The organism is Bacillus sp. AFS017336 (assembly GCF_002555445.1).
Taxonomy (GTDB): domain Bacteria; phylum Bacillota; class Bacilli; order Bacillales; family Bacillaceae_G; genus Gottfriedia.
In genome coordinates, this window is sequence record NZ_NUCO01000009.1 from 1 (window position 1) to 21,445 (window position 21,445).

At 35.2% G+C, this 21,445-nt stretch carries 16 protein-coding genes; 3 read left to right on the forward strand and 13 right to left on the reverse strand.

The annotated features are described in order from the left end of the window. From CN601_RS03615 to CN601_RS03630, 5 genes are all read right to left on the reverse strand, one after another. The coding region (locus CN601_RS03615; protein ID WP_179865426.1) for a substrate-binding domain-containing protein at positions 1-473 on the reverse strand (473 nt) is incomplete at its 3' end. A 248-nt stretch (positions 474-721) separates the two neighbouring features. After that, a complete protein-coding gene (locus CN601_RS03620; RefSeq protein ID WP_098170096.1) occupies positions 722-1,948 on the reverse strand; it encodes a Zn-dependent hydrolase in 1,227 nt (408 codons plus the stop codon). A gap of 331 nt (positions 1,949-2,279) precedes the next feature. Then, positions 2,280-2,474, reverse strand: a complete 195-nt coding sequence (locus tag CN601_RS27980; RefSeq protein ID WP_373604952.1) for a toxin-antitoxin system TumE family protein — start codon at positions 2,472-2,474, stop codon at positions 2,280-2,282. Then, entirely contained in the window at positions 2,426-2,626 is a 201-nt protein-coding gene (locus CN601_RS03625; RefSeq protein WP_098170097.1) for a hypothetical protein, read from the reverse strand. The genes CN601_RS27980 and CN601_RS03625 overlap by 49 nt, the downstream gene beginning before the upstream one ends. Next, positions 2,623-3,381, reverse strand: a complete 759-nt coding sequence (locus tag CN601_RS03630) for a helix-turn-helix domain-containing protein (RefSeq protein WP_179865427.1) — start codon at positions 3,379-3,381, stop codon at positions 2,623-2,625. Before CN601_RS03630 ends, CN601_RS03625 begins: the two co-directional genes overlap by 4 nt. A 391-nt stretch (positions 3,382-3,772) precedes the next feature. On the opposite strand from CN601_RS03630, the gene CN601_RS03635 reads away from it, so the two are divergent. Continuing rightward, positions 3,773-8,197 carry a pullulanase X25 domain-containing protein gene (locus tag CN601_RS03635; RefSeq protein WP_098170099.1) on the forward strand — a complete coding sequence of 1,475 codons (4,425 nt, stop codon included), beginning with the start codon at positions 3,773-3,775 and terminating at the stop codon, positions 8,195-8,197. 205 nt (positions 8,198-8,402) lie between these two features. Here the strand turns inward: CN601_RS03635 and CN601_RS03640 are convergent, their stop codons facing one another. The 3 genes from CN601_RS03640 to CN601_RS03650 all read right to left on the reverse strand — a co-directional run bounded on the left by CN601_RS03640 (position 8,403) and on the right by CN601_RS03650 (position 11,904). Continuing rightward, on the reverse strand, positions 8,403-9,377 hold the full coding sequence (locus CN601_RS03640; protein ID WP_098170210.1) for a tRNA dihydrouridine synthase: 975 nt from the start codon (positions 9,375-9,377) through the stop codon (positions 8,403-8,405). Between the two features lie 264 nt (positions 9,378-9,641). Next, the gene (gene rlmD / locus CN601_RS03645; protein WP_098170100.1) at positions 9,642-11,030 is read right to left on the reverse strand and encodes a 23S rRNA (uracil(1939)-C(5))-methyltransferase RlmD; all 1,389 of its coding nucleotides are present in this window, start codon (positions 11,028-11,030) and stop codon (positions 9,642-9,644) included. A 13-nt stretch (positions 11,031-11,043) separates the two neighbouring features. Next, complete coding sequence (locus CN601_RS03650; protein ID WP_098170101.1) at positions 11,044-11,904, reverse strand: DNA-3-methyladenine glycosylase family protein; 861 nt, start codon at positions 11,902-11,904, stop codon at positions 11,044-11,046. Positions 11,905-12,460: 556 nt separating this feature from the next. On the opposite strand from CN601_RS03650, the gene CN601_RS03655 reads away from it, so the two are divergent. Further along, entirely contained in the window at positions 12,461-15,190 is a 2,730-nt protein-coding gene (locus tag CN601_RS03655) for a CDP-glycerol:glycerophosphate glycerophosphotransferase (protein WP_098170102.1), read from the forward strand. Between the two features lie 180 nt (positions 15,191-15,370). Here CN601_RS03655 and pdaA read toward each other — a convergent pair whose 3' ends face one another. The 4 genes from pdaA to CN601_RS26800 form a co-directional block, all read right to left on the reverse strand. Beyond that, positions 15,371-16,171, reverse strand: coding sequence for a delta-lactam-biosynthetic de-N-acetylase (gene pdaA, locus CN601_RS03660; RefSeq protein WP_257131600.1), 801 nt, complete (start codon positions 16,169-16,171; stop codon positions 15,371-15,373). Positions 16,172-16,359: 188 nt separating this feature from the next. Beyond that, on the reverse strand, positions 16,360-16,569 hold the full coding sequence (locus CN601_RS03665; RefSeq protein WP_098170103.1) for a hypothetical protein: 210 nt from the start codon (positions 16,567-16,569) through the stop codon (positions 16,360-16,362). A 507-nt stretch (positions 16,570-17,076) separates the two neighbouring features. Continuing rightward, entirely contained in the window at positions 17,077-18,600 is a 1,524-nt protein-coding gene (locus CN601_RS03670; RefSeq protein ID WP_098170104.1) for a fumarate hydratase, read from the reverse strand. A 162-nt stretch (positions 18,601-18,762) separates the two neighbouring features. Continuing rightward, complete coding sequence (locus CN601_RS26800; RefSeq protein ID WP_098117942.1) at positions 18,763-18,930, reverse strand: SE1561 family protein; 168 nt, start codon at positions 18,928-18,930, stop codon at positions 18,763-18,765. A 199-nt stretch (positions 18,931-19,129) separates the two neighbouring features. Between CN601_RS26800 and yfkAB the strand changes: the two genes are divergently transcribed. Next, positions 19,130-20,245 carry a radical SAM/CxCxxxxC motif protein YfkAB gene (yfkAB, locus tag CN601_RS03680; protein ID WP_098170105.1) on the forward strand — a complete coding sequence of 372 codons (1,116 nt, stop codon included), beginning with the start codon at positions 19,130-19,132 and terminating at the stop codon, positions 20,243-20,245. A 369-nt stretch (positions 20,246-20,614) separates the two neighbouring features. Here yfkAB and CN601_RS03685 read toward each other — a convergent pair whose 3' ends face one another. Then, positions 20,615-21,418 carry a YfkD famly protein gene (locus CN601_RS03685; protein WP_098170106.1) on the reverse strand — a complete coding sequence of 268 codons (804 nt, stop codon included), beginning with the start codon at positions 21,416-21,418 and terminating at the stop codon, positions 20,615-20,617. Between the last annotated feature and the right edge of the window lie 27 nt (positions 21,419-21,445).

Below are 21,445 nucleotides of genomic sequence, written 5' to 3' on the forward strand. Positions count from 1 at the left end.
CCGCCAACTTCTTTCCAGTTCGTTACTTTTCCAGCGAAAATATCTTCAATTTGTTGAAGTGTAAGTGAATCTACACCAACATCTTTATTTGTTACCATTGAATAACCAACACCAGCAACTTTTGTTTCTACTAAAGCACTTGCTTTTGATTTGTCTTCTAATTTTTCTGCAGCTGGTACATCTGAGTTACCAATTTGAATAGCACCAGTAGATACTTGATTTACGCCAGTTCCACTACCGCCACCTTGTACTGTAACTGACACTTGTGGGAACTTAGACATAAATTCTGTAGCAGCTTCGTCAGCTAGTGGTTGTAACGCTGTTGATCCTGCAGCACTAATTGTACCTGTTAGTTCAATCTTTTTATCATCTGTGCTTGCTTTACCAGTAGTCTTGTCATCTTTATTATTACATCCTGCTAGCATACCTGTAACGACCATTGCTGCAAATGTTAATTTTAATCCACGTTTCATTATTGTTTGTCCTCCTAAGGAAAATTATTATTTTCTACATCTCTAACTATAAAAAAGAATAATTAACCTAGTTTTAAAGGATTGTAAATAATTCGTAAAGTTGGGATAGGAGGATAAATTAATGATAAAAATAAGACTCTCTATTTACTTTTAGATTTCCTTTAGAATTTATACAAAAAAATGAAAATAAACGAATTCATTCGCCCATTTTCATTTAAACTACTTCTTAACTATTTTAAATTACAACACTATTTGTTCACTTTCTCAAAACATAATCTCATTACAGCATTAAGCAAAACGTCAGCCCCTTTAGCACAATCCTCATATGAAGTTAATTCATCCTCTCGATGACTATATCCATTTATACTTGGAACAAAAATCATTGCCGTTGGGATATAAGAAGCGATGAATTGAGCATCATGTCCAGCACCACTGTACATGCGATTTTCTTTATACCCTAACTCTTTGCAAGCAGAATCAACTGCGTTTATTACTGTTTTATCAAAATCAACGGTATCTCGATCCCATAAGCGTGTAGATTTGATTGGGCAGCCATTTAGATTAACAGGCAGTTCTTCCACCATTCTTGTTACTTCCGCAATGACCCCAGGGTCCTTATGTCTTGCTTCTAAAGTAAAGGTTACGTCGGAAGGAATGACTGTATGAATATTTGGATATGCATTTATACGACCGATTGTGTAAACAAGATCTGAATCTAGGCTCTGTAGTTGCTTTTGTAAATCTACCACCACATTTGCAGCAGTAAACATTGGATCTTTGCGCATGCTAATTGGCGTCGTACCTGCATGATTCGATTCGCCAAAAATTGAAATTTCATAGCATACCATTCCTAATACACCTTCTACTACTCCAATATCTAAGTTTTTCCGCTCCAAAACTGGACCTTGCTCAATATGTAGTTCGATATATGCGCTGCCCTCTACTAATCGATTTGTTTCAGAACCTTCAAAGCCACTTTCCGTTAATGCTTGAGCGAATGACGTTCCATTTTTATCTGTTGAAGCAATCATTTTCTTTTTATCAAATTTACCAGACAACACACCTGAAGACATAAGCGATGGCTCAAATCGAGCTCCTTCTTCGTTCGTAAAATTGACAATCATAATCGGATAATCTAATTCGATATTTTTTTCTTTTATTGTATAAACAGTCTCTAAAGCTGTAAGTACGCCTAGCACACCATCAAACCTCCCCCCTTTAATGACGGAGTCCAAGTGAGAACCTATTACGATTGGTGGCAAGTTTTGTTTACCTGGTAATGTTGCATACATATTTCCCATGTCATCATACTTTACTGTCATTTCAGCCTCTTCACATAAAGCTTGAAATCTCTTTCGTGCCGCAATATCTTCGGCGGATAATGCAAGTCTAGTCACACCATTATTTTCTGTTTTTCCGTACTCACTAAATATTTCAAGTAAATTTTGAAGCCGATTAGCATTTGTTTTAATCATCTCAGGGGCCTCCCTTTAACTATCAACGAATGTGTTAATGATTAAACTTACGCTAACAATTACGAGAATATTAATACCGATTGCTATAAAGCCAATGTTTATATCATTTATTTAACTTGGAATAATTGAGAAACTATTTAAAGGTAGTCATTGTATTAATTAATACGTGAGAAACTCTAGTTATAATACTTGCTATTGTATATTTGATTTATAAAGGAGTAGTGTGCGGAGTAGAACTTGATGTTGAATTAAGAATAGGGAATCGGTATTTTTTAGCGGTTAATATGTAGCTTGATACAAAATCTAAAAAATCTTCAACTGAACGAACATTTTAGTTATTGTCATAAGGTTTTCGGTCATTAAGCACTGGGTGAGTATGGTGTGGATCTGTTTCTACGCCATGATTATGTTCATTTTCAAAGGAACATATATTTCCCGTAGGATCTCTTTTTTCTTCCCAACAATAGCGATATTGTATTAATTGTCCATTCGAATTATACCACTCTCTAATATTCTGGCCTTCGATTTTCCAAACTGAGGATGTGGTATTAAGTCTATATTAAGTTGAACCTTCATGACTCCATCATTAAGAGGGACAAGATTTAACATCGGAGGAGAAGTTCGAAAAGCCCCTTCATATTTGATAAACAATGTGTTGAACTTTAAAGGATTAATCATTCTTTTCCTCCCTTTCGCTTCATTAATAAATTACGCTTTTCTTCCTCTAACTCTTTCCAATCAAATATATCAACGGATTCCGATGAACGATCAATATCTTCATCAGTATAGCTTCCGAAAAGTTTGTAAAAATTATCTCCAAATTGTTCTTCATATTCATAGATTAGTTCATTTATCATTTCGATGCGTTCGTCAATTGTTTGAGTTCTGATTCGTTTCATTTGATAGTTCCATTGAATTTGAAAAGCCATTACAGGATTTTTCCAAGCTTCAATAGCATGTTTAGGTATTTTTTGTTGCCCTTTTTCGCCAACCGCTTCTAAGCCTCTTTCAATATATTTGTAGACCATTTGACGTGATACACCTAACTCTTTTGACGCTTGAGTAATCGTCATCAATTCTCTTAAATCATAATCAAAGACTAATATGCCTTCTGAAGTAATCTGATAAAACCACGTATCAAATTTAATTTTCACATTATTAAAATCCATTTTTTCTTCATGAATTTTTGTTGAAATCTCCATCATTTCTTTCAAAAGTGTAATTGATTCTTCTTTTTTAATTAAATCTGGCCCTAAATTAAATTTAACCTTCTTTGGCATAACGTATCGTAGAATGTCATCATAAACTTCACTCATACTAACAGCCAAGTTATTCATTAAAAACAATGATTCTTTTTCGTATCTTACTACATCTTGTTCATGAATCGCTTGCTCAAGTTGTTCCTCTGTCAATTTTAATGTCATTGTACTCATTCTCATTTCACCTCACGCTCCTATCATAGCATGGTTTACACTTATCGCATATTGTACACTTAACAATTTTAAAATATTGTCACATTTTGTGCAACTTTAATAATGTTATTCCAGTTGTTTATTAACAGTGAAGCAATGTAGACATTTAATCTTCTTGCTCGTCTTCTAAAATTTGAAACTCCATCTTAAATAAACATCAATTGTATTTAATTCAGAAAATTTGTATTATTTTGCCATTTACCATTGATTTGTGTTGATAAAAAGTTATAATTATTTTGAAAACAAATTTATGCAAACGGTTGCAATAGATTAGCATTACCTACATACATATTTTTATTGCATCTTTTGTATAAACGTTTTCTTAATTTAGAAAGAGGAAAGGGGTTTTTTCATGAGGAGAAAACAAAGATCAATATTATCGCTCGTCACTGTATTAGGATTAGTACTCCAGATGTTTCCGGGACTAATTACAAATGGATCTGCAAAAGCAGCAGAAACGGTAGCTAAACAAGTTGTACTTGTTGGTAGCATTCAAAGCTTGTTAGGCAATCCAAGCGATTGGGACCCAGCTTCGGCCAAAACGGAAATGGTGTACAAAGGTAATGGTCTCTATACTTTTACTGGTACTTTACCGGCCAGTGAATATGAGTATAAAATCGCCATTGGTGGAAACTGGTCGGAAAATTACGGTGAAGGCGGAAATCCAGGTGGCAACAACATTAAACTAGTACTTTCCGAACAAAAAGATGTCACTTTCTACTATAATGATAACACTCATTCAATTTCAGACAGCACTCATTACACTCCTTTAGCAGATGAAAGACAACCACGTCTTGTTGGAACGATCCAGCCTGCAATTAATGCAGGGGCAGCTTGGAGCCCAGCGGAATCAACAGCCTTTTTAAAGGATGACAATTTTAAAAATATCTATTCCTTCACTACAAAGGTGCCAAGTGGTACATACGAATACAAGATTGTATTGGGCAAGGATTGGAACGAGTCCTACCCTACTTCCAATTTGAAGTTAAATGTAATCTCTGAAACTACTATTACATTTTTCTATAATAATCAAACAAAAGAAGTTTATACAGATTATAAACCAACAGGCTCTGATGGCTTGATTGATCAAAGTGCCCTATATCATGATTCATGGGATCAAATTTACCGAAAGCCATTTGGTGCGGTTCCTGCAGAGACACCTGTCACATTCAGGATATCAGCTAAGAAAGGTGACCTGACAAGTGCAAGCCTTTATGTAAAAAACTATAATTCAGGTACAACAAAAGTCTTGGCTATGAAAAATGTTGGCTGGTCAAATACAAGTGGCAAAGGTGATCTTGAGTACTGGGAAGCCACCTTTACTCCGGCAGATAAAGGTATTCATGGATATAAATTCATTGTAAGAGATCAAGACACAACGGCAGAATATGGTGAGGACACACAAGAAGGCCATACTGGAAAAGCAGAAGATAAAAATGCAGGTCTTTTCCAATTGACAGTTTATGACCCTGAATATCAAACTCCAAATTGGATGAAAGAAGCTGTAGTCTATCAAATCTTTCCTGATCGCTTTTTTAACGGCAACAAGACAAATGACCATATAAAGGATAAAGTTGGAGCTCGCGGTAGCCAACCAATCGAACATCCCGCTTCTTGGTCAAGCTTACCTGATAATCCTTATGAACAAGGAACTGGTTCATATAATGGGGACGGAGAGTTTAGTAATGATTTTTATGGAGGAGATATTGCTGGAATCAAAGCTAAGCTTGATTACCTTCAATCACTTGGAGTTAACACACTCTATATAAATCCGATTGCTCTTGCACCATCTAACCATAAATATGATGCAACCGATTACAAAGAACTTGATCCGATGTTTGGTACAGAAAAAGAATTTAAGGATTTCACAAAAGAGTTATCGAAACGTAACATGCATTTGATTTTGGATGGAGTTTTTAACCACGTCTCTGACGACTCAATCTATTTTGACCGCTATAACAAATATAAAACAGTTGGTGCATATGAATATTGGTCTCGTGTTTATAATTTGATGAATGACGAAAAATTGACCGAAGCTGCTGCTAAAGAGAAAGCAAAAAAACAACTTATCTCTGAAGGTCAATCCTTTAGCCCGTACGGTTTCGAAAACTGGTTCCATATTGAAAATGTTAAAGTTCCTAATGAAAAAGTAAACGGCGTTTCAAATGGAGAACATTATAAGTATGAAGGATGGTGGGGCTATGATAGTCTGCCAGTATTTGAATCAGTTGAAGGATCAAAGGTTGACCACCTTAGTGAACTTAACAACACTGAATTAGCTAATTATCTAATGTATGAAAAGGACTCTGTAGGAAAATCATGGATCGATCGAGGTTCTTCCGGCTGGCGTTTAGATGTAGCAAATGAAGTGGACAGTTCATTTTGGCAGGAATTCCGAAAAGAAATGAAATCCAAGACTATGACAGGATCCGGAAGCACGCTTCAAAAAGATGAGAAACCACTTATTTTAGGGGAAATTTGGGATGATGCTTCCAAGTACTTCTTAGGAGATCAATATGATTCCGTAATGAACTATCGTTTCCGAGGAGCAATCTTGGATTATTTAAAGAACGGTAATGCAGAAAATGCACAAAACTCACTCGAAGCTGTTCAAGAGGACTATCCTAAAGAAGCGTTTTATGCACTCATGAACTTAATGGGATCTCATGATACTGCACGCGCTATATTCCTGTTAGGAAATGGAACAGATACGTATAACAGAGCTGAACAGGATCCGAACTATAATTACAATGAAGGTGTAAAGCGATTAAAATTAGCTTCTATTCTTCAAATGGGCTACCCTGGTGCGCCGACTATTTATTATGGAGATGAAGCAGGACAAACAGGCTCAAAGGATCCAGATGATCGCCGTACGTATCCATGGGGAAATGAGAACCAAGATTTAATTAAACATTATCAAACGATAGGTAAAATTCGTAGTAAAAATTCCGATCTATTTAGCTATGGAGATCTTCACCACATTTACGCAAAAAATGATGTATTAGCTTACACTCGAACAAAAGGATCAAAATCTGCCCTTGTTATTATCAACAGAGGGAATACTTCACAAACTGTTGAAATTGATACAAAAGGACTTATTGCGAATGGCGTTCAATATGTAGACCAATTAGATACTAAGTATTTAGCTACAGCAAAAGATGGTAAGCTTACATTGACCGTTCCAGCTGAATCCGGAAGAATGTTACTATCAAATAATGAAGTAAAACAACCACAGTCAGTTAAAAGTGTAGTAGGTACAGTAGGTTCTAAACAAATTACTTTAAATTGGACAGGAAATGGAACAAAATTCAATGTCTACCAATCCAATATTGCTGGTGGATTATGGACAAAAGTGAAAGAAACTACTGGTAAATCTGTTGATATTTCAGGTTTGAATAATGGGCGTACCTATTATTTTGAAGTGACAGCTGTAGATTCTAATGGCAACGAATCTGAGCCTGTAGCCTCAGCTGGTCTCGTGCCACATTATGATGTTGCGAATGCTAGCCCGAGCAACCTGACTACCTTATCTAATGGGGAGTTGAACTTAGCGCTTGATTCTACTGTTAAAGCATCTTTTTACTTGTCAGGTGCTACTGAAACCGGCCCGGCCGAGGGAATCACAGCCGAGCTTCAAGTAAGAATTAAAGGCCAAACAACTTGGACAACATATCAAGCTCTATATACTGGTCAAACTCAGGAAAATAAGGCAAATGAGTTTCAAGGTAGCTTTACACCATTGGAGGCAGGTACTTATGAATACAGAATGTCCTTTACTCCTGATTTAGGTAAAACATGGGTATCTACTTCAACAGCAGAAGTAAATTATACACGGAGCACATCAGATACGACTCCTCCTGCTAAAGAAGTCACTTTAGATACACCAATTCAAGAGTCTGGTCAGGTTAACTTAAACTGGAACCTTAAGCAGCCAGATCAGCCATATAAAACGATTATTTATCGTGACGATCAATTACTTACATCAGTCAATGGAGACACTTCCACATTCCGTGATTATCAGGTAGCTAACGGTACAACTTATAAATACAAAATCCGTGTATTTGATCAAGCTGGGAATTATGTGGACTCTAACACGGTAACTGTGACACCTGATATCGTCATGGTACAAGTCACTTTCAAGGTGCATGCACCAGATGATACTCCATTATCTTCTCAAATGAATATTCCAAACAGCTTAAATGGATGGAATACAGGCGGCTGGTCAATGAGCCGAAATGGTGCCGTTACACCTGATTGGGAATATACAACTGAACTTGAGGAAGGAACTGAAATTACGTATAAATACACGAGAGACAACTCTTGGGATCACGAAGGTTTAACAGACCACACACCATCTGATTCATCGGATGATGATATCAGTTACTATGGTTACGGTGCGACTGGAACTGATATGAAAGTAGTCGTCACAAACCAAGGTGGCAACAAAATGGTTGTCCAAGACAAGATTTTACGCTGGATTGATAACCCACTTGTAGTAAGCCAAATTGATGTGAAAGGTTCGACTTTAACGATCAAAGGAAATAGTATTAAAGGTGCTAACCTCACCATCAACGGGGAAAAAGTAACTGACTATAATGGAATGAATTTCACTCAATCTATTAATCTAAGCGAAGGTCAAACGCAAGTTCCAGTACACATTGAACCAACTGATACTACCAAATCCACGATTTTTAAAAGTGATGGTGGTTCGATAGCTAAAAATACAAAGAACTACGTGATTGATGTAATTAATAAAACGATTATTGAATCCAAGTAATTAGAAATAGAGAAGGTCTGCTGAGTAGTTCGGCAGACCTTTCATCTTATAGTGTAAATCAAAATTAAATATGAATCTAAAAGTCACTGAAGTGTCGTCTCCGTCTAGAAAAGAAAAAGAAGAGCACAGACTAGATCAGCATCCTATGCAAATACCAATGCAAAAAAGCCCCAGCAAAATACTGGAGCCATTTAATTAGGGAATTCTATTCTTCGCTTATCCCAATAAAGTTCTTTGCCATAAATTTATCGAGCATATCACGCACTTCATCTGTTGATTCTGTGTTCATTAATTGATTTCTTAATTCGCCTGCTCCTCTAAACCCACGGACATAAATCTTAAAGAAGCGATGAAGAGCTTTGAACGAACGTAACTCATATTGATCATGAAGATCCAGATGCAATTTTAAAAGATTAAGCAATTCCTCACTACTATGATCTTTTGGCTCCACTTCAAAAGCAAACGGATTATGGAAAATTCCACGTCCAATCATAACCCCATCAATACCATATTGTTCAGCAAGCTTTAAGCCAGTTTGTCGGTCAGGGATATCTCCGTTGATTGTCAACAGTGTATTCGGTGCTACTTCATCACGAAGTTTCTTAATCTCCGGAATTAGTTCCCAATGTGCATCTACTTTGCTCATTTCATCTCTAGTACGCAAGTGAATGGATAAATTGGCAATGTCTTGTTTTAATATGTGTGTCAGCCAGTCACGCCATTCGTCTATTTTAGAGAAACCAAGCCTTGTCTTAACGCTTACTGGCAGTCCTCCTGCTTTTGCTGCTTGTATTAGTTCTGCTGCAACTTCTGGGCGAAGGATTAGGCCGCTCCCCTTCCCATGTCCTGCCACATTAGGTACAGGACAGCCCATATTGAGATCTATACCTCGAAAACCAAGTTCCGCCATACCAATACTCATTTGCTTAAAGAATTCAGGCTTATCACCCCAAATATGTGCTACTAGTGGCTGCTCATCTTCTGTAAAAGTCAAACGACCGCGTACACTTTGGTGCCCTTCTGGGTGGCAGTAACTCTCACTGTTTGTAAACTCCGTAAAAAATACATCAGGTCTGGCTGCTTCACTTACAACATGGCGAAACACAACATCCGTCACATCTTCCATTGGAGCCAGTATAAAAAAAGGTCGCGGTAATTCACGCCAAAAATTATCTTTCATTTTCAACTTCAAATCCTCTCATGATGGGAAACTAGGCCAACCACTTATCCGAAAATTAAAAAGTAAGATGACCATGATTATTCACTTATTATCAAACTGATCAAAAATGTTAATCAGTGTTTGCTAAAATTCTCTCCAATATTTCTTCAATTAGAAGAAACCGAATTGCCAAGAGTTTAACAGAAAAAAGCCCCCGAATTCGAAAAAAGTACTTTTTAACGAATTTAGGGTGGCTAATGTTTATTTTAACTAGCAGAGCATTTATTAATTAGACATCTTCAATTCCAAATTCGCTACAACTTCTACATGTGCAGTATGCGGGAACATATCTACTGGCTGCATATACTTCACATCATAATTCTTACTTAATACCTTTAAATCTCTAGCCAAAGTAGAAGGATTACAAGAAACATATACTAATTTTTTCGGTTTAATTTTTAATACAGTATTTAAGAACTCCTCATCGCAACCAGTTCTCGGTGGATCAGTAATAATCACATCCGGTTTCCAGCCTTCTTTTAACCATTTTGGTAATACTTCTTCAGCATTACCTGCTTCGTAATGAGTGTTTGTAAATCCATGGCTTAATGCATTTGTTTTCGCATCGATGATCGCCTCTTTTGTTACGTCCATGCCACGAACTTCTTTTGCGTCTTTAGCAAGCCATAATCCGATTGTACCTACTCCACAATAAGCATCAACGACTTTTTCCGTACCAGTAAGTGCCGCTGCGTTTTTCACTTCATCATATAGCTTAACCGTTTGCTCAGGGTTTAATTGGAAAAACGCTCTAGCCGAAAGCTCAAATGATAAGTCACCAAGCTTTTCTTCGATTACTTCTTCCCCTGCTAAATAAACAGTTTCACGACCAAAAATCACTGAAGTCATTTGATTGTTAATGTTTTGCATTAAACTAGTTACTTCAGGAATTCTCTTTTTAATTTCACTAATTAATTCATTTTTCTGTGGAAAATCTTTCGTACCAGTTACTAGAACTAATTGAATTTGACCTGTTTGCAATCCGACACGGGCAACAATTGTTCGAATAACCCCTTTATTTTTTCGTTCATTATAAACAGGAATATTTAAACGAGTTAAAATCTTCTTCACTTTACCTGTGATTTTATTTAAATCCTCATGTTGAATTGGGCAATGGCCAATATCGACAACTTCGTGTGAGTTTTGTTTATATAATCCAGCGATAATCTTATTTTTTTCAAGTCCAGTTTGAAGCTGACTTTTGTTGCGATAATTCCAAGGATTTTCCATACCAACCGTTTCTTTAATTGGTGTTTTTTCTAGTAAATCTTTCGCATACTTTTCCATTGCTTGGATGACAATATCGCGTTTATATCGAAGCTGCCCCTCATATGAAGCATGCTGAATTTGGCAGCCACCGCATTTTTCATAGATTTTACAAGTCGGATCTACACGGTCTGGTGACGACTTACGAATACGTTGAATTTTCCCTTCAGCAAAACCGTTGCGAACATTCGTTACTTCAGCAACTACTTCCTCACCAGGTAATGCTCCTTTAATAAATACAACTTGTCGTTTGAAGTAACCTACACCCTCACCATTAATCCCGATACGTTTAATTGTAATAGGAAAGGATTGTCCTACTTCTAATTTATTTTCTAACTGATTGCTCATATATACAACTCCATTATTCTATGCTCTTCCAAAGATACAGAGCAGCGTAGCTTCCAAACGGTGAAACCTGCTCTTTAACATACTCCATTATTTCTTTTGAAGGCTTTTCATCTAAATTTAAAAGCTTTTGAAGTGCGATTTGAATGCCAACATCACCAACTGGGAAAATATCTTTTCTTCCTAAACCAAATAATAAGAAGTTTTCAACCGTCCAGGGGCCGACCCCTTTAAGCTTAATTAGCTCCTTAGAAATTTCCTCTGAAGATAATGTTCGATAATCTTGATGACTTAAATCTCCTTCACTCCACGCTTTAGCAATGCCAATCATATATTCAGCTTTTCTAGTACTAAGCTGTAAATCTCTTAACTCATCAATCGTTAACATGGCAATTTTCTCAGGCGATGGAAAAAACCACGCATTACCAATTCTCTCACCATACATTCGAACAAATCGCTTTGTGACTTGAATCGCAAAAGTACGCTGAATTTGCTGATGAATAATACATGTAATTAAACAGGCGAAAGGATCATTAGAAACAGTGATTGGTGTATGTCCAAAAAGGTCTATTAGAGGCGATATAGTAGTTTGTCTTAAATGATAATGTAACTCTTCAAATTCAGTTTGCCATTGCAAAATTGTAGCAATCTCCTCGAGAATTTTAGCTTTATCCTCATGTTCACTAATAACTTCAAATCGAACCGGAGCATCATCTATTTTCTTAACCTTTACAACTGCATGCTCTCCCTCAATATAAAGTGGAATGCTTAACCGCTTTTCAGCAGAATGCACTGTAAATGTTGGCTCATGCTCTAATCTCTTTAAAACCTCTTCCCATTGATATGGAGTTTCTAAAGCAACCTCTTCCTTCCACATTCTCCCGTTCCTCCTTAATTACTCTGAAGTGTATTATAGCATAATCAGTACCGGTTAAGAAAATTTGTGTGAAACGCAAAAAAACTAGAGAAATAATCTCTAGTTACATGCTTAAAAATTTTATTTTTAGAAAGCTCTTACAGCCTGAAAAACACAAAAAAAGCTTGGGGACTAATCAAGCTTTTTTTGACACATTAAATTTTAAGGGAATGGGGAAACTTTCAAGTCCAATCAGGTTTTAAAACTTATCAAATATCGCTACAGCGGGTTTTGATATTTAACATATTTAAATGATAACGATTATCATTATCAAAGTCAATAGGTTTAATAAAAATTTACTAAAGTAATTGCCTCTTTTTTAAAACTACCATTAGTCAATTTTAGAAACTCTGCATCTACTACCCCTCTTAATAAATATCTCCATCAAATATTGGAGAAAATACTACTACAAAAACCACTTACCAAGCGTAAATTAATATAGGATGGAAGACACATTAATTTATAATTTATGATAAACTATTTAATTGAAAGTAGAGACTAGTGAGGTAAGACTATTATGGAAAAAGCAAAAGTAAGTATAGTCGTTGTCGCACATAATCATGAAGATGTCTTAAAAGATTGCCTTAACAGCTTACAAAGTCAATCATTAACTGATCTTCAAATTATCGTGATTGACAACGGTTCAACAGATAATAGTAAAAAATTAATTGAAGAATACTCAAATTCACATAAAAATTTCCAATCCGTATCAATCGATTTTACGGCAAAAAATAAAGCGCGTAACATAGGCTTACAAGAAGCTAATGGTGAGTTTATTGCCTTTATCGATGCAGATGATATTGTAAATTCTTCATCTTATGAAAAACTATATGACGGTGCTACTAAAGCAAATGCTGAGATTGCTTTAGGAAATATCCAATTATTCAATGGTACAAGAAAATGGGAGCACCATGACTTAAAATCCATTTTCAAAAAAGATTTACCGCAAATACGCCAATTTGACCAACAGCCAGAACTACTTTTAAATCCTTCTATTAAAAATATGATGATCAAAAGAAGTTTATTGAGCGACAATCAAATACAATTTAATGAGAATATAACTGAGCAACAAGATTTATTATTTACTCAACAATCCTTTATTTGTTCGAATAAAGTTTATGTCACTTCAGACATCGTCATAAATGTGAGAGATTTAACGAATAGTGATGTTATTAAACAAACTAGTACTTTAGATTTTTTTAATGACCTTCTTATTACTCAATCAGAATTACGGAACTATTATAAACAAAAAGATGTTACCTCTCATTACGCTCATATTGAGAAAAAATTATGGGATTATTATTTAACATCTTTATTAACTAAAGCGTACTACTTCCCTTCTGAGCAGTTCGATGAATTATTAACGATTTCATCTAACTTTGCAAACAACATGTCAGAAAATCAAATAGAACATAATACTTCTAAAATTAGTAAGGTATTCTACACGATATTTGTTAATAAAGTTTCAGAAGAATTTAATTTACTAATGCGCTTATTATCTGATCGAACATTACAAAAAGGTGCAGTTAAAATCGAAGGAAAATATTATCACTACTTTGCAAAATATTTTCCAAAGTATAAAGAATACCTAGAAATAAAAGCATTTAATCTATATCAAAAAATTGAAATCCTTTCATTACGTGAAGATCGCTTACAAGTAGGTGGCTTTGCCTTTATTGAGGAAATTAATAATGATGATTCTATTAAAGAAATACAGTTTACGAATAAGTCAAACGGACAAGTCATTACAGTTACACTTGAAACACTTGAGCGTTCAGATTTATCTTACTTATTCTCAAAAAATAGTATCAATTATAACGATGGTGGCTATAAAACAACGACGATTGAATTAAGTAAAATTTTACCTGATGGTGATTATGAAGTGTCAATCTCAGTAAAAGTCGGAGATATTACGCTAAAAAAACCACTTCATATCTTTTATTTTTCAACAAAAGCAAATTCAAAACCAGCAACAACTAAAACACACAGCATAGTGCCATATTTTCCAAAGAAGAATTTGCATATTCGAATTAAAAAAACAGGTCTATTAGGAAGATTAAAAACAAAAATACAAAAATCCTTCCGCGATTTAGTCTATGAATTTGGTTTACTTGTACTAAGGAGAGAATGGAAATCCTTCCTTATCTTTTTCTTATACCGCTTAACACAAAAGCACTATCGAAATAAACATATTTGGCTAATTGGAGAAAGAAAAGATACAGCACAAGATAATTCGTATCATTTATTCAAGTATATACAGAAAAATAATCTAAGAGAAAACTGTTACTATTTAATCGATAAAAATGCTAAAGATTATGAACATATAAAGGAATTCGGTAACATCGTACAATACGGAAGTATAAAGCACACACTCTACTTATTAACTTGTGATAAAACAATTAATGCATATTCCGAACGTGCTAACATGTACACCCATGAATACCTACAAGTTTTAAAATGCCATCCTGAATGGCAGCAAAATCAAAAAATCCTTATTCAACATGGCGTAATTGGAGTTAGTCGAGTAAACCATGTACTAAATAAAAATCGAATGGGCTATTCATTATTTATCGTTTCATCTGATTTTGAAAAAGATCATATCGTGAACGAATTTGGATATGCCGAAAATGAAGTTGCCGTAACTGGACTAGCTAGATGGGACGCCCTTGAAAATACAGGTAATGGGAAAACGATTCTAATTATGCCAACGTGGAGAAACTGGAATAAAAGTACGCAGCAATTAATGAACTCTGAATACTTTAACCGTTACTTATCTTTACTTAGTAATCCTGATTTACACCAAATTTTAGAAGATAACGATTTAAATATTATTTTCTATCCACATTACCAAACTCAGGTTTATATGAAAGATGTTCCAGATTTCCATAAACGAATCAAAGTAATCCGTCAAGGTGAAGAAACCGTTCAATCACTTTTAAAACGATCCGATTTATTAATCACTGATTACTCAACAGTTTCGTTTGACTTTTCATACATGGAAAAACCAGTTATTTTCTATCAATTTGACTATAGACGATTCTATTATGAACACTATAACCAAGGACCAATCACACAAGAATTACTTTTTGGAGAAGTAGTATCAGAAGAAGAACAAGTTCTTAACGGAATTAAAAAATTCGCAAATAAGGACCAACAATTCTTAGAAAATACAGTCGAAAATCCATTCGTAATTAAAACGTCTAAACAACACGCAAAATTAAACTACGAAGCAATCGCAAACCGATAAAGAAAACTCCCCGATTGGCGAGCCTTTAGGCGAAGACAGAGGGGTAGTTGCACTTATACTTATACCAAAATTGGCATCTACGTCGACTTTTCTTCACCGCTGCCAATTTATACTTTCTTAATGTGTAAAAAAAAGCTAATGATTAAAGCAGTTTTACTAAACTACTCAATCATTAGCTTTTTATTTTTTAGGAAGATAGAAATTCGGATCAAATCCACTTCTCTCCATCATTAACTCATCTAAACTGCCAAAACGATAACCTCTTTTATGTAAACCAGTAATAATCGCATCCATCGCCTCTGCATTATCCTTCGATACAGTATGCATTAAAATAACCGCTCCTGGATGAATCAAATCCATCACATTATCATAAGCATATTTCCAACCTCTTTGCTGATCAACCTTCCAATCAACATATGCCAATGACCAAAAAATATTTTCATACCCCTCTTTATTGACCAACTTCAAAGTACGCTCACTAAAAACCCCTCGTGCAGGTCTAAAATATCTCATATCTGTTCGGCCAGTTAATTCTTGGTATGCCATTTTAACTTGTTCCAATTCCTCAACAATCTTCTGATCACCAATCGTTGTCATATCAGGATGACTCCACGAATGATTTCCAACTATATGCCCCTCATTTACCATCCGTTTTACTAACTCAGGATTCTCCTTAATATAATGACCCGTTATGAAAAAAGTCGCATGAACACCATGCTTCTTTAACACATCCAAAAACTTCGGCGTAAATCCATTTTCATAACCATTGTCAAAAGTTAAATAAACATCCTTTTTCGTAGTATCACCTAAATACACTGACCCCGTATTAGATAACAAATTATTAAGCTGCTCACCAGCATCTGGCGGAACCTCATTCTTCGTACGAACAATCCCCCAGCCATGTGGCGTATTACTATAAGCAAAAGTAGTACTAGGAAACACTAACAAGAAAGCAAGAATCGATACGATAAACTTTTTCAACTCACTCACCTCACTTAAAATTAGTATCTGTAAATAAATTAGAAATATGAATAAAATTGGTGCATTTTTGAAATAAAACTAAGTTTTTCTAGCTCAGGATTTTGTGTCGGCTCAGGGATTGAAGTTTTTTAATGAATATAGGGGTTTTTCAATCCAAACCATTCAATTTTGCTTAATTTACCCTAAAATTAAACTTTTTCTTCATGAATTAACGCCTTATTTGCAGTATTGAGAAGGTTATTTACAGTTTTGAAACTTTTAATTGTAGATTTGGTAATTTTATTTGCAGATTTCGTAATTTTATTTGCAGTTTTGCCATTTTTATTTGCTATTTTCGTGATTTTATTTGCACTTGGGAATTTAATTGCAGTTGCTGGGGCCTTATTTGCACTACTCATGTTTTTATTTGCAGGTTTTCTTCGTTTATTTGCAGATTACATTTTCTTATTTGCACTCGTAGAATTTATTTGCACTTGGGAATTTAATTGCAGTCGCTGGGGCCTTATTTGCACTACTCACGTTTTTATTTGCAGGTTTTCTTCGTTTATTTGCAGATTACATATTTTTATTTGCACTTGGGAATTTAATTGCAGTCGCTGGGGCCATATTTGCAATCCTCATGTTTTTATTTGCAGGTCTTCTTCGTTTATTTGCAGATTACATTTTCTTATTTGAACTCGTAGAATTTAATTGCGGTGATTCGGCTTTTATTTGCACTACTCACGTTTTTATTTGCGGGTTCTCATCATTTATTTGCAGGTTTCATTTTTCCTATCCACTCTTCGAATTTAATCGCAGTACCCCCGCTCTTATTTGCACTTTTCATCTCCTATTTACACCAACAAATAATCTCCCCACAAAAAAAAGCAATGCCATCAAATGACATTGCCCCTAAATCTCAACTATTAAAATACCTTCTCAGCCATAGTAGCTAATTTCTCAAGTGAGCTCTTATCTACATCTTGATGCAATGAGTTACCGTGAGAATCCATTGTTACAACTGCTTTGAAATCTTCAACTTGTAAGTGCCACATTGCTTCTGGAATTCCGAATTCTAAATAGTTTACGTCTTTTACTTCTTTAATACATTGTGAGTAGTATTGTGCTGCTCCACCAATTGCATTTAAGTAAACACCGCCGTGCTCTTCTAATGCTTTTAATGTTTTTGCACCCATTCCGCCTTTACCGATTACAGCGCGAATGCCGAATTTTTTCATGATATCGCCTTGGTATGGCTCCTCACGAATACTTGTTGTTGGGCCAGCTGCTTTAATGTGATATTTGCCTTCTTCATCTTTTAATACAACAGGTCCACAGTGGTAAATAATTTGACCATTTAAGTCTACTGGACAGTCATGGTCTTTTAAATGATGGTGGATTGCGTCACGGCCAGTGTACATCATTCCACTAATCGAAACTACATCTCCAACTTTTAAATCACGAATTTGTTCTTCAGTAATTGGCGCTACTAATTTCACTTCACGAGGTGCTTCTGCAGTATCTGCAGCTTCATTTGTAAAGCTAATTTCTTCACCATCACGATAGATCCATTCTGAAACTTCACCAGTCTCAGGATTAATTTTCATACCTAAACGACGGAATGCCCAGCAGTTATACGCTACTGATACGAAGAAGCTTGCAGGTAGACGGTTCATTACGCCGATTTTACAACCAAGTAATGTTGTCTCTCCACCAAATCCCATTGTTCCTACGCCTAGCTTGTTTGCATTTTCCAAAATATAATCTTCCATTGCTTTAAGCTCTGGAATTGGATTTTCATCTTCAGTTAAACGGAATAGTTGATCTTTAGCAAGCTCATAACCGCTAGTACGGTCTCCGCCGATACCAACTCCGATGAAGCCTGCGCTACAGCCTTGTCCTTGTGCTTGATATACGCTGTGTAAAATACATTTACGGATACCGTCTAAATCACGACCAGCTTTACCAAGTCCTTCAAGTTCACATGGTAAGCTATATTGGATATTTTTATTTTCACATCCGCCACCTTTTAAGATTAGACGAATATCGATATAATCGCTCTCATGTTGCTCAAATTTCACAACAGGAGTACCCGGTCCTAAGTTATTTCCGCTGTTTTTACCAAATAAAGAATCTACAGAGTTCGAACGAAGCTTACCATCTTTTGTAGCTTGTTCAATCGCAGCATAAATTGCTTCTTTTATCACAAGCTGGTTTACACCAACTGGAGTTTTTACTTTAAACGTTGGCATACCAGTATCTTGGCAAATTGGTGAAACATCGTTTTCAGCCATCATAATATTATTTGTAATCGTTTCCAACGCGATGGCACTTCTAGTTCCAGAAGTTTCATTTGCTTTAGCTTGTCTGATTGCTTTACGTACGTCCTTTGGTAGATTCGTTGATGTTTCAACGATTAATTGATAAATACTTTCCTGTATGTTTTGCATTGCTGCTCCCCCTCAACCCTTTATAAAAAAGACAGAATGTTCCCCTTCTCATTATAATACAATTTTTAATAAACGGAATAAAAAAAGCCCTGACAAGTATGTTTCTTTATTTAGCTGTCATATCGCTTTTTCAATAAATAAAAAAAGCCCATTTTAATGGACTCATTCAGGTTGATTAACTTCACGACATTTAGTTTCTATGTCATCTAAAACAGATAATAATTGATCTAATTCTTCTAAGCTTACTTCATCAGCTTCTAAAGATTCGATTGTTTCCATTACTGTGTTAAAACGCTCTTTAATATAAGATAATTGTTCTGTGCTTGACATAAATAACTCGTCCTTTCTTAATACAATTCATTTTATATTATACCCTTCTTCGACTATATATCGTAAAACTTTCGACATTTTTTTATTTTTTAAGCATTTATTTCTATACAATGATTAACTTTCTTTCTTATAATGGTTGAGGAAAATTAAATTTATCTTATACTTATGGGTGCACTTTTGTGCCTGAAGGAGTTTTTTTATGAAAAATTTATTACAACAAATAACACCTACATATGACCCTTGGGAAGCATATTTAGATGTTGAAGAGTATGGTAAAAACATACTAACAAATGTAGAATTTACAACGACAACAATCTGTAATATGCGATGCGAGCATTGTGCTGTCGGATATACTTTACAACCGAAGGATCCAAATCCATTACCGATTGAACTAGTACTAAATCGCTTAGAAGAGATCGAAAAGCTTCGTTGCATAAGTATTACCGGTGGAGAGCCGATGCTTTCTAATAAAATGCTGAACGGTTATGTAGTGCCATTATTAAAGTATGCCCATGAGCGCGGTGTCCGAACTCAAATTAATTCAAATCTAACATTAGATTTTGAAAGATATGAAAAAATCATTCCTTATTTAGACGTACTACATATCTCACATAACTGGGGAACAGTTGATGAATTTGTTGAAGCAGGATTTGCCATGATGGATCGCAAGCCAACATATGAGCAACGTGCAAAATTATTTGAAAATATGATCGAAAACAGTCGCCGCCTTGCTGAAGCAGGCGTTATGGTATCTGCTGAAACAATGCTAAATAAACGTACTCTTCCATACTTAGAAAAAATTCATCGTCAAATTATTGATGAAATGAAATGTCAAAGGCACGAAATACACCCTATGTACGCAAGTGATTTCGCTAGTACATTAGAAGTTTTAACGAAGGATGAACTACGTAATGCAATCTCTACTTTACTAGATGTCCGCGATGAAAACATTTGGATGCTATTTGGTACACTGCCATTTTATCCATGTAGCGATGATCAGAAGGATTTAGACATTATTCAAAGACTATATAATAGTAAAAATGTAACACTACGAAATGACCCTGACGGCCGTTCTCGCTTAAATGTAAATGTATTCGATGGAAGTATTATCGTAACTGACTTTGGTGATGTACCTCATCTTGGTAATATTCAAACTCATACACTCCAGGAAGCATATGATACTTGGTCATTATCAAAAACTGCAAAAGAACTAAGCTGTCATTGTCCAGCAGTTAAATGTTTAGGGCCTAATATTCTAGTGAAGAATAGCTACTATCGTGATACTGATTTTACTAGTAGAAGTTCAAAGCTTTAAGAGTTAAGCATGTCATTTTTATGACATGCTTTTTTTGTTGATTAGATCATATTTAATTGGCTCCTATCTTCACATATTGAAAATACGAACACGATTTGAACAATATTGATAAAGCTGTGAACTCCGTTGATATATGGTTAATTCTCGTTGATATATTGCTGTTCTTCGTTGATATATTGCCATTCTTCGTTGATATATTGCTGTTCTTCGTTGATATATTGCGTTATATCCCCATAACCCGTTGATAAATTGCAATTCCCATCTCTAAATCTCGTTAATTTAGTGCCGCTCTCCGTTAATCACGTTAATTTAGTGCAGTAAAACAAAAAAATCCACAAGCAAAATTCACTCTTGTGGATTTAACATATTTTATCTAGGCTGTGGCGAAGCTAAATACCCAAAAGATACATAATCTTGGACAGGAATCCATGCGCCTACACCTTGCGACACGACATTTTTCACTTGAAGTGATCTTTTATTACCCTTTAAGATTAAATATACTTCTCCAAATGTTACTTTTCCTTTTTCATTAACAGCTGGTGCGTATGCGTATAAATAGCCTAGTTGCTTTGGTGGTACATTATATACTCGTTCGTTTTTTGTACCTGCTCCGACTACTGTTTGGTATGCAAGTGGCAATGTTGTTTTTTCTGAAGCATCATGCATCATTAGGTTAATAACATCATCTGAGTCTCTAACTTTTGCAGTTAAACCACCGCGAATAACTTGCTGTGTGTTTTGATAGTACTTCATGCGTTTGTACGTTTTTTCTCCTCGATTATCGAGAAAGTTTGTATTGATTTTTTTATATTGCCAATTAATTGTTGTCTCATTTGACTCATAATTTAAAGGCCAAACACCTAGGAAAATCTTCGCGTTATACCCAACAGCAAATGGTGCTTTACTTACTGAGGATTCATTAAACATACGAATTAGATTAGGATTCTCTATTTTTACATTCGATGAATCTAATAACTGCTTAGCCAGTCCACCTGGTTGTAATTCTGGCAAGTCTTGAGTTGGATTTGGATAAGTGTTTTCCTTTGTTACATTTGCTGCCGAGCCTGGGACTCTTATTTCTGAATTTGCTGCAAAAGTTGTTTGTCCATTATTTAAAGAAACAAATAAAATGACTATATTTAGTAGAACGAATGGTTTTAACCATTTAGACATGTTCATGCCCCTTTCACAAATAAGGAA

Excerpts from the sequence above, each read along its gene's own strand:
- CN601_RS03655 (WP_098170102.1), top strand. The coding sequence starts at position 12,461 with ATGGAAAAAGCAAAAGTAAGTATAGTCGTTGTCGCACATAATCATGAA.
- CN601_RS03635 (WP_098170099.1), top strand. The coding sequence starts at position 3,773 with ATGAGGAGAAAACAAAGATCAATATTATCGCTCGTCACTGTATTAGGA.
- CN601_RS03685 (WP_098170106.1), bottom strand. The coding sequence starts at position 21,418 with ATGTCTAAATGGTTAAAACCATTCGTTCTACTAAATATAGTCATTTTA.
- CN601_RS03650 (WP_098170101.1), bottom strand. The coding sequence starts at position 11,904 with ATGTGGAAGGAAGAGGTTGCTTTAGAAACTCCATATCAATGGGAAGAG.
- CN601_RS26800 (WP_098117942.1), bottom strand. The coding sequence starts at position 18,930 with ATGTCAAGCACAGAACAATTATCTTATATTAAAGAGCGTTTTAACACA.
- yfkAB (WP_098170105.1), top strand. The coding sequence starts at position 19,130 with ATGAAAAATTTATTACAACAAATAACACCTACATATGACCCTTGGGAA.
- CN601_RS03620 (WP_098170096.1), bottom strand. The coding sequence starts at position 1,948 with ATGATTAAAACAAATGCTAATCGGCTTCAAAATTTACTTGAAATATTT.
- CN601_RS03630 (WP_179865427.1), bottom strand. The coding sequence starts at position 3,381 with ATGAGTACAATGACATTAAAATTGACAGAGGAACAACTTGAGCAAGCG.
- CN601_RS03665 (WP_098170103.1), bottom strand. The coding sequence starts at position 16,569 with ATGAGTAGTGCAAATAAGGCCCCAGCAACTGCAATTAAATTCCCAAGT.
- rlmD (WP_098170100.1), bottom strand. The coding sequence starts at position 11,030 with ATGAGCAATCAGTTAGAAAATAAATTAGAAGTAGGACAATCCTTTCCT.
- CN601_RS03640 (WP_098170210.1), bottom strand. The coding sequence starts at position 9,377 with ATGAAAGATAATTTTTGGCGTGAATTACCGCGACCTTTTTTTATACTG.
- CN601_RS03625 (WP_098170097.1), bottom strand. The coding sequence starts at position 2,626 with ATGATTAATCCTTTAAAGTTCAACACATTGTTTATCAAATATGAAGGG.
- CN601_RS03670 (WP_098170104.1), bottom strand. The coding sequence starts at position 18,600 with ATGCAAAACATACAGGAAAGTATTTATCAATTAATCGTTGAAACATCA.